This is a genomic window from Enterococcus sp. AAFC-DPL-5182 (assembly GCF_058216605.1).
This window is the reverse complement of sequence record NZ_CM177101.1, coordinates 3,011,090-3,028,122: the sequence shown is the minus strand read 5'-3', so window position 1 is coordinate 3,028,122 and position 17,033 is coordinate 3,011,090. Positions and strand designations below refer to the sequence as shown.

General features: G+C 36.3%; 15 protein-coding genes. 13 read left to right on the top strand and 2 right to left on the bottom strand.

Going from position 1 to position 17,033, the window contains the following annotated elements; translation table 11 throughout:
* Nucleotides 1–19 precede the first annotated feature (19 nt).
* Entirely contained in the window at nucleotides 20–1,078 is a 1,059-nt protein-coding gene (locus AC4BB7_RS14210) for an FUSC family protein (RefSeq protein WP_086314126.1), read from the bottom strand.
* 340 nt (nucleotides 1,079–1,418) lie between these two features.
* Between AC4BB7_RS14210 and AC4BB7_RS14205 the strand changes: the two genes are divergently transcribed.
* Nucleotides 1,419–3,095: a peptide ABC transporter substrate-binding protein gene (locus AC4BB7_RS14205; RefSeq protein WP_490483461.1), complete on the top strand. Its 1,677-nt coding sequence runs from the start codon at nucleotides 1,419–1,421 to the stop codon at nucleotides 3,093–3,095.
* A 78-nt stretch (nucleotides 3,096–3,173) separates the two neighbouring features.
* Here AC4BB7_RS14205 and AC4BB7_RS14200 read toward each other — a convergent pair whose 3' ends face one another.
* On the bottom strand, nucleotides 3,174–3,521 hold the full coding sequence (locus AC4BB7_RS14200) for a DUF3899 domain-containing protein (protein WP_086314124.1): 348 nt from the start codon (nucleotides 3,519–3,521) through the stop codon (nucleotides 3,174–3,176).
* 81 nt (nucleotides 3,522–3,602) lie between these two features.
* On the opposite strand from AC4BB7_RS14200, the gene opp1B reads away from it, so the two are divergent.
* The 12 genes from opp1B to glf all read left to right on the top strand — a co-directional run bounded on the left by opp1B (nucleotide 3,603) and on the right by glf (nucleotide 16,998).
* Nucleotides 3,603–4,544 carry an oligopeptide ABC transporter permease Opp1B gene (gene opp1B / locus AC4BB7_RS14195; protein WP_010771133.1) on the top strand — a complete coding sequence of 314 codons (942 nt, stop codon included), beginning with the start codon at nucleotides 3,603–3,605 and terminating at the stop codon, nucleotides 4,542–4,544.
* Nucleotides 4,544–5,596, top strand: coding sequence for an oligopeptide ABC transporter permease (opp3C, locus tag AC4BB7_RS14190; protein WP_086314123.1), 1,053 nt, complete (start codon nucleotides 4,544–4,546; stop codon nucleotides 5,594–5,596). The genes opp1B and opp3C overlap by 1 nt, the downstream gene beginning before the upstream one ends.
* 5 nt (nucleotides 5,597–5,601) lie before the next feature.
* Nucleotides 5,602–6,663 carry an oligopeptide ABC transporter ATP-binding protein Opp1D gene (opp1D, locus tag AC4BB7_RS14185; protein WP_010771135.1) on the top strand — a complete coding sequence of 354 codons (1,062 nt, stop codon included), beginning with the start codon at nucleotides 5,602–5,604 and terminating at the stop codon, nucleotides 6,661–6,663.
* Nucleotides 6,663–7,622: an ABC transporter ATP-binding protein gene (locus AC4BB7_RS14180; protein WP_490483460.1), complete on the top strand. Its 960-nt coding sequence runs from the start codon at nucleotides 6,663–6,665 to the stop codon at nucleotides 7,620–7,622. Before opp1D ends, AC4BB7_RS14180 begins: the two co-directional genes overlap by 1 nt.
* A gap of 360 nt (nucleotides 7,623–7,982) precedes the next feature.
* The gene (locus tag AC4BB7_RS14175) at nucleotides 7,983–9,107 is read left to right on the top strand and encodes an RNA-guided endonuclease TnpB family protein (protein WP_490483459.1); all 1,125 of its coding nucleotides are present in this window, start codon (nucleotides 7,983–7,985) and stop codon (nucleotides 9,105–9,107) included.
* Between the two features lie 268 nt (nucleotides 9,108–9,375).
* Nucleotides 9,376–10,161: a Cof-type HAD-IIB family hydrolase gene (locus tag AC4BB7_RS14170; protein WP_490483458.1), complete on the top strand. Its 786-nt coding sequence runs from the start codon at nucleotides 9,376–9,378 to the stop codon at nucleotides 10,159–10,161.
* Between the two features lie 15 nt (nucleotides 10,162–10,176).
* Nucleotides 10,177–10,977 (top strand): Cof-type HAD-IIB family hydrolase, encoded by an 801-nt coding sequence (locus AC4BB7_RS14165; RefSeq protein ID WP_490483457.1) that lies wholly within the window; start codon nucleotides 10,177–10,179, stop codon nucleotides 10,975–10,977.
* A 311-nt stretch (nucleotides 10,978–11,288) separates the two neighbouring features.
* On the top strand, nucleotides 11,289–11,810 hold the full coding sequence (gene infC / locus AC4BB7_RS14160) for a translation initiation factor IF-3 (RefSeq protein ID WP_010762696.1): 522 nt from the start codon (nucleotides 11,289–11,291) through the stop codon (nucleotides 11,808–11,810).
* A gap of 111 nt (nucleotides 11,811–11,921) precedes the next feature.
* Nucleotides 11,922–12,122 (top strand): 50S ribosomal protein L35, encoded by a 201-nt coding sequence (gene rpmI / locus AC4BB7_RS14155; RefSeq protein ID WP_010762697.1) that lies wholly within the window; start codon nucleotides 11,922–11,924, stop codon nucleotides 12,120–12,122.
* 78 nt (nucleotides 12,123–12,200) lie between these two features.
* Nucleotides 12,201–12,560, top strand: coding sequence for a 50S ribosomal protein L20 (gene rplT / locus AC4BB7_RS14150; protein WP_069639337.1), 360 nt, complete (start codon nucleotides 12,201–12,203; stop codon nucleotides 12,558–12,560).
* A 232-nt stretch (nucleotides 12,561–12,792) separates the two neighbouring features.
* A complete protein-coding gene (locus tag AC4BB7_RS14145) occupies nucleotides 12,793–15,720 on the top strand; it encodes a glycoside hydrolase family 3 C-terminal domain-containing protein (RefSeq protein ID WP_490483456.1) in 2,928 nt (975 codons plus the stop codon).
* Between the two features lie 174 nt (nucleotides 15,721–15,894).
* Complete coding sequence (gene glf / locus AC4BB7_RS14140; RefSeq protein ID WP_490483455.1) at nucleotides 15,895–16,998, top strand: UDP-galactopyranose mutase; 1,104 nt, start codon at nucleotides 15,895–15,897, stop codon at nucleotides 16,996–16,998.
* The last annotated feature ends 35 nt before the right edge of the window (nucleotides 16,999–17,033 follow it).

Here is a 17,033-nt window from a genome sequence, read left to right as displayed (position 1 = left end):
CCTAATAAATATATTCGAACTATTCTGTTTCTTTATCTAAATTTTCATTTAGTTGATAGGCACGATTATAAAATTTTAAACACATTGTTAATACATAGGCTCCTAATAAACCTAACAGGCTACCTAAAACGATACCAATCAAACGATAGTTCAGCAAGCTTACTAAATATTGATGGCGAGCCAAATTAGCGAGTAACAAAGACATAGGTGTTGTAAAGAAATTTGCGATCGTATAGTTTCGTTTAATGAAGAATTCTACCGTTACAAAGAAAAAACAGATCAGAAAAATGGTTTCTAAAGAAGAAAATGAAATGCTCAATAAAAGAGCTGCAATCAATAAACCGATCATTGTTCCTAAAATCCTCTGAATGTTGCGGTGCATGATTGCCCGTAAATTATCTCCTTGCAAAACAGCTGCACATGAAACGATCATCCAATAAGCATTAGTCAATTGTAAAGATTGGCTGATATAGGTTGCTAAAAATAAAATAGCCGCATAATGCAGAGCATCAAGAAGCGCCGCTGGATCTGTATATAGACGTTCTTGTAATGAAATTTTTTTTGAGGGTGTAACAGTTTCCCCTTCAATATAATATAAGAAAACTGCGACAACAAGAGAAGTCAAAATCCCTAACAAAACATAACTCATCATAATTGGAACTTTATCTAAAGGGATCTTTGTTCCGCTTCCCATTGCGGTTACCATGACAATAAAAAAAGCCCCCGGCTTAGCAATTCTGTATAACCTGAAAATAATTCTGGCAAAAAATGCAATTATAGCAATAGCAATCGGAATCATCCAAGGAATATGAGTACTCAAGACGCCCACTAAATTTCCGAAAAGTAAAAATCCGCCAACAGAACTTAAACGGATCAACAGTTCCTTTAATGGAAGAGTTTGGTAATAAAGGAAAGTAAAAATTCCCAGTGAGCCGAAACTACCAATCAATAAGTTATTTGAAAAATAACCAATGAATAGTGGCACTGCCATACAAATGCCGGCACCAATCAAGCGAAAAGGTGCTTTTTTAGGTTGATGAAACGTGGTTAATTCTTTTAAAAAAGATGAACGATGCATCTAATCACTCCTTATCTCTTAATATGAAATAGGGCAACTATTCTTCAAAGTAATGGATTTTGATAGTACCTTGAATAAAAAATATTAATTGGTACCCTAATATGTTTCTCCCATTACTAATCTAACATACTTTTTTATAAGAAGACAATCGCTTTTTAACGGCATTTCTAAGAAATGGCTTCTAATGAAGAGATAATTTAATGATGTGCGTATTAAAAAAAAATAAGATTATTCTTGATTTTTTAATTTAAAAATTGTAAACTATACCTCAGTACAATAAATAATTATTAAATTCTGATTTTTCAGAAAATACTTAGGGTCATTTAGGGAGGAAAAAAGAATGAAGTTAAAGAAGTCATTTGCTTTTGGATTCATCACTTTATTTAGTTTAACACTCGCAGCGTGCGGTAACGGCGGCGGAAAAACAGACGATACAGGCAACTCAAAAGAAGCTGGTGGAAAACCTAGCGGAGAGCAAGTATTCCGTGTCAATGTTTTACAAGAAATGCCAAGTGCTGATTTATCAGTAGCGACAGACGTTATCAGCTTTACTGCTTTAAACAATGTGTATGAAGGAATCTATCGTTTGAATTTAGATAATAAGCCAGAACCTGCAGGAGCTGCTGAAAAAGCTGAGGTCAGTGAGGATGGCATTACTTATAAAGTCAAACTAAACGAAAAATCTAAATGGTCAGACGGAAAACCTGTAAAAGCAGAAGACTATGTCTATGGATGGCAACGTACAGTTGATCCAGCGACAGCTTCAGAATATGCCTACCTTTACGAATCTGTGAAAAATGGTGCAGATATCGCAGCTGGTAAGAAAGATAAAGCAGAACTAGGAATCAAAGCGGTTGGTGATTATGAATTAGAAATCACATTAGAAAAAGCAACACCATATTTTGATTATCTATTAGCTTTCCCATCATTCTTCCCGCAAAGAAAAGATATCGTGGAAAAATACGGTAAAGACTATGCTGCAAATAGTGATAACTCAGTCTATAATGGACCATTTGTCTTAGATGGATTTGATGGTGCCGGAACGGATACTGAATGGTCATATAAGAAAAATAAAGAATATTGGGATGCAGATTCTGTAAAATTGGATGAAGTAAAAACGAATGTTGTGAAAGAAGCACCAACTTCATATAACTTATTCCAAGATGGACAAGCAGATGACGTAACATTAACTGGTGAATTAGCGCAACAAGCAGCGAATGACCCAACACTTGTGATCCAAAAAGAAGCGTCAACTCAATATATGGAATTAAATCAAATCGATGAAAATTCACCATATAGAAATGAAAACTTAAGAAAAGCAATTTCTTATTCAATCGACCGTAAGTCTTTAGTTGAAAAAATCTTAGGTGACGGTTCAGTTGAGCCTAAAGGCTTAGTTCCAGCAGATATGTCTAAATCTCCAGACGGAAAAGAAGACTTCACTGAAGCGGCTGAAGATAAGATTACTTTTGACAAAGAAAAAGCAAAAGAACATTGGGAAAAAGCGAAGAAAGAGTTAGGAATTAAGACATTAGATATTGATATCTTGTCTTCTGATGCCGATTCTTCTAAGAAAACAGTTGAATATATTCAAGGTGCAATTCAAGAAAACTTAGAAGGAACTAAAGTAACAGTAAGTCCAGTACCATTTGCTGTTCGTTTAGATCGCTCTAACAAAGGTGACTTTAAAGCTGTTATCGGTGGCTGGGGAGCTGACTATGTAGATCCAAGTAGCTTCTTAGATCTATTCCAAACAGGCGTTCCATATAACCGTGGACACTACAGCAACCCTGAATACGATAAATTAGTAAAAGCTGCAGCAACAACAAATGCTAATGATCCTGAAAAACGTTGGGAAAATATGGTTGATGCAGAGAAAACAATCATGGGTGACATGGGTGTAATTCCTCTTTATCAAAAAGCTGAAGCACACTTACGTGCTGAAAAAGTTAAAGATGTTGGTTTCCATCCAGCGGGTGCGCAATACGATTATAAATGGACATATATTTCAGAATAGTTTGAAATAGCTGTCAATAGCAAAAAGGACCTTTGCCCTCTTTGAATAAAAAGGCAACGGTCCTCTTGCTATCTTTGCTCATAAAAAGTAAAATAATAAAGAAACAATAGAGACGATCAGTAAAATACCCCCAGTTTCAAGCCAGTAAAGCTGATGAGCTTTGCCGATTTCTGAAAATGGAATGAATTCTTTCGGTTCATTTTTCTTTTTAAAACGAAAATGCATTTTCATAAAACGTTGGAAATTATCAAAAAATCCTGAGGACATGATCCATAAGGCTAAGCCGATAATCAGAAAGAATAATGAAACGATAAAAAAGGTATCAGATATAGAACGGATAGTCAGTGACTGTTTTACCAATAGGTAAGTGAAAATACCGATGCTTGAGACCGCTGAGGTAATCAAGGGCCATTTAAAGTTTTTCATGTGCTCATCCTTACTTAATTTTCTATCCTTACTTTATCGAAAAAAACTGATGAAGTCAAAATAATCTCGGAGGTGTCATTCTTGAACAGTTTTGGAAAATATTTTCTTAAACGGGTCTTTTTTATGATCATCACATTGTGGCTGATCGCAACGATTACGTTTTTCTTAATGCAATTATTACCAGGTACTCCTTATACCAACCAAGAAAAACTTAGTCCAGAAACAATTGCTATGTTGAATAAGCAATCTGGTTTAGATAAACCCGTGATCGTTCAATATGGAATTTACTTAAAAAATCTGCTAGTTGGTGACTTTGGTATTTCATTCCAATTTAAAAACCAACCTGTAGCAAAACTTTTAGCAGGTCGTATCGGACCATCAGTCCAATTAGGTGCACAAGCTATCATCTTTGGTACACTAGTCGGTATTTTACTAGGAATCATTGCAGCGATGCGCCAAAATACATGGGTAGATACACTGGCGACGTTGATGGCAATTTTAGGACGTTCAATTCCTAACTTTGTTTTTGCGGTGTTATTACAGTATATCTTCGCTATGAAATTAAAAGTGTTGCCAATTGCAATGTGGAATGGTTTTGCTTATACGATTTTGCCAACAATAGCATTAGCTATGAGCCCAATGGCCGATTCCGCCAGATTTATACGAACCGAAATGGTTGAAGTTTTACATAGTGACTATGTAGAGTTAGCTCGTGCCAAAGGTTTGAGCCGTTGGCAAGTGGCTGTGAGACACGGACTTAGAAACAGTTTGATTCCTCTGATCACATTACTCGGCCCGTTAGCTGTTGGGTTGATGACAGGATCTTTAGTTGTTGAAAATATTTTTGCTATCCCAGGTATTGGGGAGCAGTTCGTAAAATCAATCATGACGAATGACTATCCAACAATTATGGCAGTGACGATTTTATATTCTGCTTTGTTAGTATTTGTAATCTTGATCGTTGATTTACTTTACGGATTGATCGATCCAAGAATTCGTGTTTCAGGAGGTGCCAAAGGTTAATGGAAACAGTTGACTTAAACAATGTCCCAGAGAAAATCAAAGAAATACCTGCAAAAGAATTCCAACCTTTGGATACATCAACAACAAAGGAACGTGAACGAATTGCAACACCGTCATTGAGCTTTTTACAAGATTCTTGGCGTCGTTTGAAAAAAAATAAAGCAGCTGTGATTTCCTTGATTTTACTCGGAATCATCATCTTTATTTCAATTATCACTATTTGGGTCTCACCTCATGACCCAACACAACAAAATGTAGCATACATCAACTTACCACCGCGTATTCCATTTTTAGATAGTATCAATGGATTTAACGGTACAGCAAATGTTGCTGGTAAAATGGTAGACAAATACGCACAAGCAAATGTCCCTGATAATGTAAACTTTTATCTTGGAACTGATGGACTAGGTCGTGATGTATTAAGCCGCTTATTCATGGGAACGCGTATCTCATTATTGATCGCATTTATCGCAGCATTGCTTGATATTACGATCGGTGTAACGTATGGTTTGATTTCAGGTTTATTAGGTGGACGTGTGGATACAGTGATGCAACGTGTCTTAGAAGTTCTTTCTGGAATTCCTAACCTTGTTGTGATGATCTTGATGCTGACTGTTTTTGATCCAGGTATTTTATCAATCGTGTTAGCGATGGTTATTACTAACTGGATTTCAATGGCCAGAATCGTTCGGGCTCAGACCTTGAAACTAAAAGATCAAGAGTTCGTTTTAGCTGCCCAAACATTAGGTGAATCTCGTTTGAAGATCGCCGTAAAACATATTTTGCCGAATATCTCAAGTGTGATCATCGTTCAAATGATGTTCAGTATTCCGTCGGCAATTTTCTTCGAAGCGTTTCTAAGTTTCATCGGTTTAGGATTAAGACCGCCGACCGCTTCACTTGGAACATTATTAAATGAAGGATATAAAACGTTCCGTTTCCTTCCATATTTGATGTGGATTCCTGCCGTAACTTTGTCAGTCGTAATGATTTGTTTCAACTTGTTAGCTGACGGACTACGTGATGCCTTCGATCCTAAGATGAAAGAGTAGAGTGAATGACTATGGAAAAAGTATTAGAAGTAAAAGACTTACAGATTTCTTTTGATACGTTTGCTGGAAAAGTAAATGCTATTCGTGGTGTGAGCTTTGAGCTGTTCAAAGGGGAAACTCTTGCAATCGTAGGGGAATCTGGTAGTGGTAAATCAGTAACTACAAGAAGTATCATGCGATTATTAAGCAGCAATGCAAACATCGATAACGGAGAAATTCTGTTTAAAGGTGAAGATATCGTACACAAAACGGAAAAACAAATGCAAACCATTCGTGGGAAAGAAATTGCAATGATTTTCCAAGACCCAATGACATCATTGGACCCAACGATGCCGATCGGCAAACAAGTTGCGGAATCGTTGATCAAACACAATAAAGTTTCTAAAAAAGAAGGCTTGGATCAAGCGTTAGAACTATTGAAATTAGTAGGGATTCCAAACGCCGAAAAACGTTTGAAAAATTACCCTCACCAATTCTCAGGCGGACAACGTCAACGTATCGTGATCGCGATTGCTTTGATTTGTTATCCAGAAGTTCTGATTGCTGATGAACCAACGACTGCTTTGGATGTTACGATTCAAGCGCAAATTTTAGAACTATTGAAAGATTTACAACAAAAAATCAGCACATCGATCATTTTTATCACCCATGATTTAGGTGTGGTAGCGAACGTTGCTGATCGTGTAGCTGTTATGTATGGTGGACGTTTAGTTGAAGTGGGAACATCAGAAGAAATCTTCTACAACCCGCAACATCCATATACATGGGGCTTACTTGGCTCAATGCCAACAATGGAAGGAACCGAAGATAAGCTATATGCGATTCCTGGTTCACCTCCTGATTTGCTAGATCCGCCAAAAGGAGATGCTTTTTATCCGCGTAATGAGTTTGCAATGAAAATCGACGCAGAAGAAGCACCGCCGTATTTTGAAGTATCACCAACTCATAAAGCTGCAACGTGGTTACTAGCACCGCAAGCGCCAAAAATCACTCCTCCAGCTGAGATTGTAAGACGTTGGGCGATTTACGCTGAGCGCCATAATACGACTGCAGGAGGCGTTAAATAATGAGTGAAAAAAGAAAAGTACTTTTAGATGTTAAAGGATTAAAACAATATTTTAACGTTGGACGTCCTGATGAAGTTAGAGCAGTTGACGATATCAGTTTTCATATCTACGAAGGCGAAACCTTCGGATTGGTTGGAGAATCTGGTAGTGGTAAATCAACAACCGGTCGTAGTGTGATTCGTTTGTACGATCCGACTGCAGGAGAAATCGTTTTTAATGGTGATGATATTAGTAAGATTCGTTCAAAATCAGCGATGCAAGCTTTCCGTCGTGAAGTGCAAATGATCTTCCAAGATCCATATGCGTCATTGAACCCAAGAATGAAAGTCAACGATATTATTGCTGAAGGAATCGACATTAATCACTTGGCGAAAGATAGCGTCGAACGTGAAGCTAAAGTCAATGAATTATTAAAAGTCGTTGGTCTTGATCCGAGTCATGGTACACGTTACCCACATGAATTTTCAGGTGGTCAACGTCAACGTATCGGAATTGCCAGAGCGTTAGCTGTTGATCCTCGTTTTATCATTTGTGATGAGCCGATTTCAGCATTGGATGTATCGATCCAAGCGCAAGTAGTTAATTTATTACAAGACTTACAAAAAGATGCAGGCCTGACTTACTTGTTTATTGCCCATGATTTATCAATGGTAAAACATATCAGTGACCGTATTGGTGTGATGCATAGTGGTAGACTGTTGGAAATGGGTTCAAGTGATGATGTGTATAACTTTGGTGTACATCCGTATACTGAAAGTTTATTATCTGCTATCCCGTTACCAGATCCAGATTATGAACGGACGCGTAAACGTATCGTTTATAAACCACAGCCAGAAGACAATAAAGAACGTAAACTAAGAGAAATCACACCAGAACATTATGTGTATTGTTCTGAAGATGAAGTGGATGTTTACCGTAAAAAAATTGAAGAGAAAAAAGCCAGAGCGAATCACGAGTAGTCGTTTTGGAAAGAGAATACTAGCTAAGAAAATTTTTTCTTAGCTAGCATTTTTAAACCTAAGATGAATGAATGATTTTTCTTTGTGACGTAATCATTTTGGAAAAGCTTCATGAGCTAGCCTTTCGGAAAAAAGATAAAATCTGATTGTGGTGAAAAGCGCCACCTTCATATTTTCCTATTTTTCAGTCAAGGCTGAACGAGCTCATTCAGCTTTTTATTCAATCTAGCTTCACGGGCTAGCACCTCGGAAAAAAGATAAAATAAGAGTGAGACAAAAAACGTCTCAATCGTATTTTCCTATTTTTCAGTCGGTGCTGAACGAGCCCGTTCAGCTTTTTATTGGTAGGGTGGGATTCAAATGAAGGTATTGAAGGCTTATAAATACAGACTTTACCCTACTGCATTACAAGAAGAGTTCATAAAAAAAACATTTTCTTGTGTTCGGCTTGTGCATAATCTTTTATTGCAGGAAAGAATTCAGCTTTATAAGGAACTGAAAAAAAACCCTGATTTAAAAGTAAAGTTACCAACACCTGCTCAATTTAAAAAAGAGCATCCTTGTTTAAGGGAAGTGGATAGCTTAGCATTATCGAATGCACAGGTTTACTTGGATCGAGCCTTTAAAAAATTTTATAGAGAAAAGTCAGTTGGTTTTCCGAAGTTAAAACAAAAGAAAAACGCTGTTCGTTCTTATACAACGAATAATCAAAGTGGAACAATCAAACTTATTGATAAGAAATATTTAAAAGTTCCTAAACTGAAATCGTTGATTAAAATAAAAATGCATCGTCCAGTAATGGGGAAAATAAAGTCAGCGACGATTTCTTTGACTCCTAGTAATAAGTATTTTGTTTCAATTCTCTGTGAAGAGGAAATTCCAACAGTTGAGAAGACATATTCGGCAGTTGGAATAACGTTAGGGGCTTCAGAGTTTGCTGTATTATCAAACGGTAGACGTATCGATAATGATAAATTTACGAAAGACTTTGAACAGCGGATCACGAGAGAAGAAAGAAAATTATTAAGACGAAAAGAAATTGCAAAATTAAAAGGGAACGAGCTTTCCCAACAAAAAAACTATCAGAAACAAAAATTAAAAGTAGCAAAAATGCGGGAAAAATTAATGAATCAACGCGTTGATTTTCTGAATAAAATCACTACAGAAATTGTTAGAAAATATGATTTGATTTGCATAGAAGATATTCATCAAGCCGACTTTTTCAGAAATAACAAACTGCATAGAGGGATTTCGGATGTATCATGGGCATTGTTTGTTTCAAAGCTTGAATATAAAGCGACTTGGTATAACAAAAGATTAGTGAAGGTCACTTCGTGCGGAGAAAGTTCTGAACATTCAGATAATAATACGTTGAGCAAGATATTCACTCAGGATATCAATGAAATAAAAGGTCAGAAAGATCCTGAGACTGCTGCCAGTATTCAAGTATTGATTAAAGGTTTGAGAGATACAAAAAATGGTTAAAAAATGAAGAACTGTAGGGACTACAGGGATAGCCTAGGGCATATAAGGTAGATATAGCGATTAGTCGATCATTTATCTTTTTCTAGGAAATTTCTAGTTGAATAGAAATAGTTCACTAATTATTAGTTGATAAACAATAAAAATTGAACTTCGTTCTAAAAATTTAAGTATATATTTACTTGAATAAAATAGAACGAAGTTTTTTGTTCTATAGACAAAAAAGTATAGTACAATATTAATAGGCGAAACAACAAAGAGGAGGCAAATAATGAAAGAATATAAAGCACTCGTCTTTTTTGATTTAGATGGTACGTTGTTAGATACGGATTCAAAAATTTCTAAGCAAAACCGTCAGGCGATGATCGATTTAAAAAGGAACAATATATTACCTTTGATTGCAAGCGGACGTTCTCCAAAGGAAATCCGAGAAATTACTGCTGGAACACCAATTGATTCATATATAAGTTTGAATGGACAATACAATGTGGTCGAAAATGAAGTGGTCTCCAAACACGCAATACCCGTTCAAGCGATTGAAGAATTGATGGCGTTTTCTCAAACATTCGTTCATTCCTTAGCCTGCTATACAGCAGAAGAATATGCGACTAGTTATACAAATGAGAGTATGAAAAAATTGTATCAGATAGACAATGCACCACTGCCAAAAATAGCGCCTGACTTCTATAAAGAAAAGGAAATCTATATGCTTTATCTTTTCTCAGAGGAAGAGGATAAGGATCGATTATATAGAGAACGATTTTCCGAAATATTTACTTTTTTTAGAGATAGTCCTTATTCAATGGCAGTTGTATTAAAAAAGCGATCGAAACAAGCTGGTATCAAAGAAGTTGTCAAAGCATTAGGTTTGGTTAATGTGCCCACATATGCATTTGGTGATGGCAATAATGATATAGGGATGTTTGAAGCAGCCGATACTGCAATTGCTATGGCTAATGCGGTTGACTACGTGAAAGAGCAAGCGGATTACATTACAAAATCCCACGTGGATGACGGCATTCGATTTGGGTTAAATTATTTTGGCTTACTAGGATAGAAAGGAAGTAAAAAGATGACAGTAAAGATGATTGCGGTAGACATGGATGGTACATTTTTGAATAGTCAGCAGGACTATGATCGGGAAACATTTAGTGAACTATATCAAGTAATGAAACAACAAGGCATCCGTTTTGTTGTGGCTAGTGGAAATCAATATTACCAACTTAAATCCTTTTTCCCAGAAATTGAAAAGGAGTTATCATTTGTAGCAGAAAACGGTGCCTATGTTGTTAGTGAGGGCAACGAAATATTTACAGGCGAAATCGATCCTGAGGTTGTACATGAAGTTCTAACGATCTTAGCTGAGTTCAAGCAAGGACATACGATTCTTTGTGGTAAAAATAGCGCGTATGTTTCCCAATCTGAACCAGAATCCTTTATTGAGCATGGCAGAAAATATTATCATCGATTGAAACAAGTTCCAGATTTATTTGAAGTCAAAGATGATACGCTGTTCAAGTTTGCCTTAAGTTTTCCTGTTGAACAAGTAGCAGAAGTACTAGAGCAATTACATGCGGTCCTGGGCGATAAGGTGATTCCTGTCTCAAGTGGGCATGGCGATGTTGACTTGATTATCCCAGGGATCCATAAAGCTCATGGATTGCTGAAATTACAAGAGTTATGGGGCATAAAAAATCATGAAGTGGCAGCTTTTGGTGATAGTGGTAATGATCTTGAGATGTTGAAACACGCGGAGTACAGTTATGTCATGAGTAATGGACAACCGAATGTTAAAGTAGCGGCTAAAGAAATTATCTTATCAAATGATGAGAACGGTGTTCTTGTGAAAATAGCAGAACTACTTGGAATCTAAAAATAATGATGGAGGCAGAAACCGATGTGTTTAAAACGCACGGTTTTCTGTCTTACTTAAAAAAAGCATTGACAAGACTTAATAAATATCGTATACTGTTAAAGTTGAGAAATGAAAGCAGAAGCACCCGCTTCTCGCCTTAGCTGACAATGTCACTGGGCTAGATATTGGATTCTTTATATCAAACGATATGAGTCCGAAAATCGCGGGATCTGTATACAGAGCCTGTTTTTTATTGTATTTATATAAGATAACAGACTTTTGGAATAAGAGTTTCAGCAACGATTTTCTCTTAAAAAACTTGGAGGTGAATGACCATAGCAAAGGATATGATGGTGAACGACGGCATTCGTGCACGCGAGTTACGTTTGATCGGACAAGATGGCGAACAACTAGGTGTAAAAACAAAAGTGGAAGCATTACAAATTGCTGAAACAGCCAATCTAGATTTAGTTCTAGTAGCGCCTACTGCAAAACCGCCTGTTGCGCGAATTATGGATTACGGTAAATTCCGTTTCGAAACGCAAAAGAAAGAGCGTGAAGCTCGTAAGAAACAAAAAGTGATCAACGTAAAAGAAGTACGTTTAAGTCCAACAATTGATTTAAATGACTTCAATACAAAACTTCGTAATGCACGTAAATTCTTAGAAAAAGGCGATAAAGTGAAAGCTTCGATCCGTTTCAAAGGCCGTGCCATTACCCATAAAGAAATTGGTCAGAAAGTTCTTGATCGCTTAGCGGAAGAAACTGCAGATATTGCTACAGTGGAACAAAAAGCGAAAATGGACGGACGCAGCATGTTCCTAACGCTGGCACCGAAGAATGAAAATTAAGCTAACAAGCTGATAACTAGTTAATGAAAATTTTTGAGGATGCTAGTTCAACTTTTTCAACTAATTTAGTTGAACTGTATGCGAAATGAAAATGTAGGAGGAAAATTAGTCATGCCAAAACAAAAAACACACCGCGGATCAGCAAAACGTTTCAAACGTACTGGTAACGGCGGGTTAAAAAGATTCCGTGCGTTTACAAGTCACCGTTTCCACGGCAAAACAAAAAAACAACGTCGTCAATTGCGTAAAGCAGGAATGGTTTCATCAGGCGATTTCAAACGTATTCGTCAACAATTAGCAAGAATGAAATAAGCAAGCTGAAAAATTCTTGTACTAACCTAGCAATTAAAATAACTCATAGAGATAACAGATATTTAGGAGGAATTAACCATGGCACGTGTTAAAGGTGGCGTAGTAAGCCGTAAACGTCGTAAAAAGATCCTTAAATTAGCGAAAGGCTATTACGGATCAAAACATACTTTATTTAAAACAGCAAAAGAACAAGTAATGAAATCTTATAGTTATGCATACAGAGATCGTCGTCAAAAGAAACGTGATTTCCGTAAATTATGGATCGCTCGTATCAATGCAGCGGCTCGTATGAATGGCTTGAGCTATTCTAAATTAATGCACGGTTTGAAATTGGCAGAGATTGATATCAACCGTAAGATGTTAGCTGAATTAGCAGTTAACGATGCAGCAGCATTTACAGCATTAGCTGACCAAGCTAAAGGTGCTTTAGCTAAATAATTAAATTCTTGTTGATGTATCAACATGTTTACCCACTCATTTAGAGTGGGTATTTTTTTTCTTTTATATTTTGTGTGGGTGTCATTGATCGACCAAACAAGTTATGAATGAAATGCTACAGTTTGCGAAGGAAACGTTTTCATGTGGTGCTTTGCTAGATATAATCTTGTTGTAATTAGAGAAACAATTGACGATACGATCGGTATTCTCTAAAGAACAAGGAGGAAAACATGTGAAAAAGCTAAAAATGACTAAAAAGAAATGGGCAATACTGGGAGGCTGGCTTGCGATTGTCGTACTTATTTATCTTTATTTATTTAACCATGGCAAAGCGAGTGGAAATAACCCATCATTTGGTATTAATGTACAATTTTTGGTTGGCTGGATTACTAAAATCATTTTCGTACTAAGTATTTCTTTGGTTGTCTATTCTATTTATAGAATTATCAAGATTCGCAAAACAAGGAAGATTTTATATGTCTTATCCTGCTTATTATTGGCTGTACTAATTATCTTTAATGGGGCAGTAAATCAATATGCAATGATCATCAATACTTATTTTTCTGCTTCACAAATCGATCAATCTGAAGTAAAGAAAACGAAAGAACAAGCCATGGCTTTAACTGAAAAAGTGGCAGGAGAAGGTTCTGTTCTTTTAGAAAACAAAAACGAAGTATTACCCTTACAAGGAAAAAATGTCAACATATTTGGCTACGCATCTAGAAATGTTGTTTATGGCGGAACTGGTTCTGGCGGCGGTAAAGAAGATAACAATATCGATTTACAAAAAGGACTAGAAAATGCCGGCTTCAAAGTAAACGATCAACTAACAAAATTCTACGATGAGCGATATGTTCCTAGAGAAAAAATCAACATTCATAAATTAGTCGGTGGTGATTTCAATATTCATGAGCCAAAAGTGAGTGAATATAGTGAATCGCTAATGAAATCAGCAAAAGAATTTAGTGATACAGCCTTAGTCGTTTTTTCTAGAAATAGCGGTGAAGGTGCTGATATTACAAATGAAATGAAAGATTACACCGGTGGAACAAAAGGGAAACATTATCTAGAACTTTCAGATAATGAATCAGCTACCCTTGATTTAGCAAAAGAAAATTTTGATAAAGTTGTCGTGATTCTAAACTCATCATTCCCGATGGAACTTGGCTTTTTAGAAGATGAAAAAGTTGACGCTGCCCTTTGGATCGGCGGTCCTGGTTCAACTGGGTTTAATGCAGTAGGAGAAATTCTATCTGGAGAGATCAATCCATCTGGTCGATTAGTCGACACATATGCGTATGATGAAACAAGTGCCCCTTCTTTCAATAACATTGGAGAATTTCCTTATTCTAATTCAGAATTTGATTACGAAAAAAATACTTGGCATTATAAATATGTAGACTATGCTGAATCTATCTATGTAGGTTATCGTTATTATGAAACACGTTACATCAACAATGAGACTGGAAAAATGGACGAAGCAGCTTATGAAAAAGCAGTCCAATATCCATTTGGCTATGGTTTATCCTATACTGACTTTAAACAGGAAATCTCAGATTTTAAAGTAGATGGTAAGGAAATCAACATGACGGTCAAGGTGACCAATACTGGGAAACATTCAGGAAAAGATGTAGTACAATTGTACTACACGCCGCCTTACACGATTGGTGGACTTGAAAAATCTCATGTTGTATTATCTGGGTTTGCGAAAACGAAGGAGCTAGCTCCAAATGAGTCAGAAGAAGTCAACCTTTCTTTTGATGTAGAAGATATGGCTAGTTATGATGAAACACAGCACAAAGCTTATGTTCTTGAAAAAGGAACATACAACATTAATTTAATGAACAATGCGCATGATGTCATTGACTCAAAAAATTATGAAGTACCAAAAGATCTTGTCTTTAATAAAGAAAATAAACGTGAAAGCGACCAACGTTCAGCAACGAATCAATTTGAAAATGCCAAAGGAGACGTCCAATATGTATCTCGTTGGGATTGGGAAGGCACACTACCCAAAGAAATGGCAAAACCAAAAGTTGCTTCTAAAGAACTTTTAAAAGCGTTAAAAGATCAAAGTGTGAAAGAAGAAAAAGCAGATCCTATTAAATTTAAAAAATATGGATTAGAACTATACGATCTAAAGGGTGTTGATTATGATGATCCAAAATGGGATCAGTTACTAGAACAATTATCTGTAAAAGATATGGAGAACCTAATCACGTATGGCGGTTTCCAAACACCGGCTATTAATTCGGTGAAAAAACCAGCTACAATCGACGCTGATGGACCAGCAGGAATCAATCATTTAGTTAGTCAAGCGCATGGTAATCAATATACTAGTGAAGTAGTTGTAGCTTCTACATGGAATACAAAATTAGTAGAAGAAATGGGTGAAAGTCTTGGCAAGGAAGCAAAAGCTTCAAATATTACCGGTTTATATTTACCTGGCGTAAATATCCATCGTTCTCCGTTTGGCGGACGAAATTTTGAGTATTATTCAGAAGATGCATTATTATCTGGAAAAATCGGCTCTAGTTTGTCTAAAGGAGCGATGGATCAAGGAAGTTATGTCTTTATGAAACATTTTGCAATGTACGATCAAGAAACACGAAGATATGAATACCCAACAGGTGCTGCGACTTGGTCGACAGAACAGGCAATGAGAGAAGTATTCTTAAAACCATTTGAAATTGCCGTGAAAGATTCAGGAATCACAGGTATTATGTCTTCTTATAACCGAATTGGACCTAAATGGGTTGGTGAAAGTGATGCTCTGTTACAAAACGTTTTGAGAGACGAATGGGGCTTTAAGGGAACAGTGATTTCTGATTTTTACAAACCGCAATATATGAATGTGGATCAAGGGTTGAGTGCAGGAAATGATTTAGTCCTTTACTTGTTACCGACGAAACTAAACAAAGTGACGACAGGAACAGATTGGGGACAACAAAATATGCGGAAAGCTAGTCATAACATTCTTTATACAGTGGTCAATAGCCATGCATATGAAGTAGCTGAAACCAATGTTCCGAACTGGATATACTTACTCGTAACAATCAATATCACGGTATTCACTTTCTTGATTTTTTGTTTTACAAAAACAACGCATAGAAAAAAGCCAGCAAGAAAATTTAATTTTTTTAAGAGGAAAAAACCATAAATAATAAGTTCTTTTAATAGAAACTGAGAAATCACTTTAAAAGGATTTCTCGGTTTCTATTTAGTAAAAAAACACGCAATGGTATAAAAGTCGCTTTTTAATAGAAGGATGCGCTTGATATAAAAGATTATATCCTCTATTATTTAAAACTATATGCATGAAAGGCGGATTAGATTGGCACATTACTTAGTTGTAGGCTCAGGACTATTTGGTTCTGTTTTTGCCCGCGAAGCAGCAATCAAAGGACATAACGTGACAGTCTTAGAAAAAAGAAATCACGTAGCTGGGAATATTTATACAAAAGAGATAGAAGGGATACAAGTTCATCAATATGGGGCACACATTTTCCATACCTCAAAAGAAAACATTTGGACATACATCAACCAGTTTGCAACATTTAATCACTTCATTAATGCACCGATTGCTAGTAGTAGGGGGAAAATCTATAATTTACCCTTCAATATGAATACCTTTTCTCAAATTTGGGGAACGACAACGCCAGAAGAGGCACAGCAAAAAATCCGTGAGCAGCAACAGGTGTTACAAGGGAAAAAGCCGAGTAATTTGGAAGAACAAGCAATTTCTCTTGTTGGCCGTGACGTATATTTAACGTTGATTAAAGAGTATACGGAAAAGCAATGGGGAGAAAGTTGTACGAACCTACCGCCATTTATCATAAACAGATTACCTGTCCGTTTTGTATATGACAATAACTATTTTAACGATAAATATCAAGGAATTCCTAAAGAAGGCTATACTGCGATAATTGAACGAATGCTCGATCATCCGAATATAACTGTTCATCTAAATGAAGATTTTTTAGTGAATAAAGCAAAATGGAAGGCGGACTCAGATAAGATTATTTACACTGGAATGATCGACGAATATTATGATTATTGTTTTGGCAATTTGGATTATCGTTCATTGACTTTTAAGCACGAAGTAATAGACCAAGAAAATGTGCAAGGAAATGCTGTTGTGAACTATATTGATAAAGAAATTCCCTTTACTAGAGTGATTGAACATAAACACTTTGACTTTGGGAAACAGAAAAAAACAGTGATTACAAAAGAGTATCCGATTGCGTTTAAAAAAGGCTTGGAACCCTATTATCCAGTGAACAATCCTTCGAATTCGCTACTATATAAAAAGTATAAAAATTTAGCAGAAGCAGAACCAACTATTATTTTTGGTGGAAGATTAGGCATGTACCGCTATCTTGATATGGATGACACAATCGAACAGGCCTTATTATTAGTGAAAAGAGAACTTTCGTAGTAACAGGTAAAATTTTAAATAAATGCTTGGGGGAA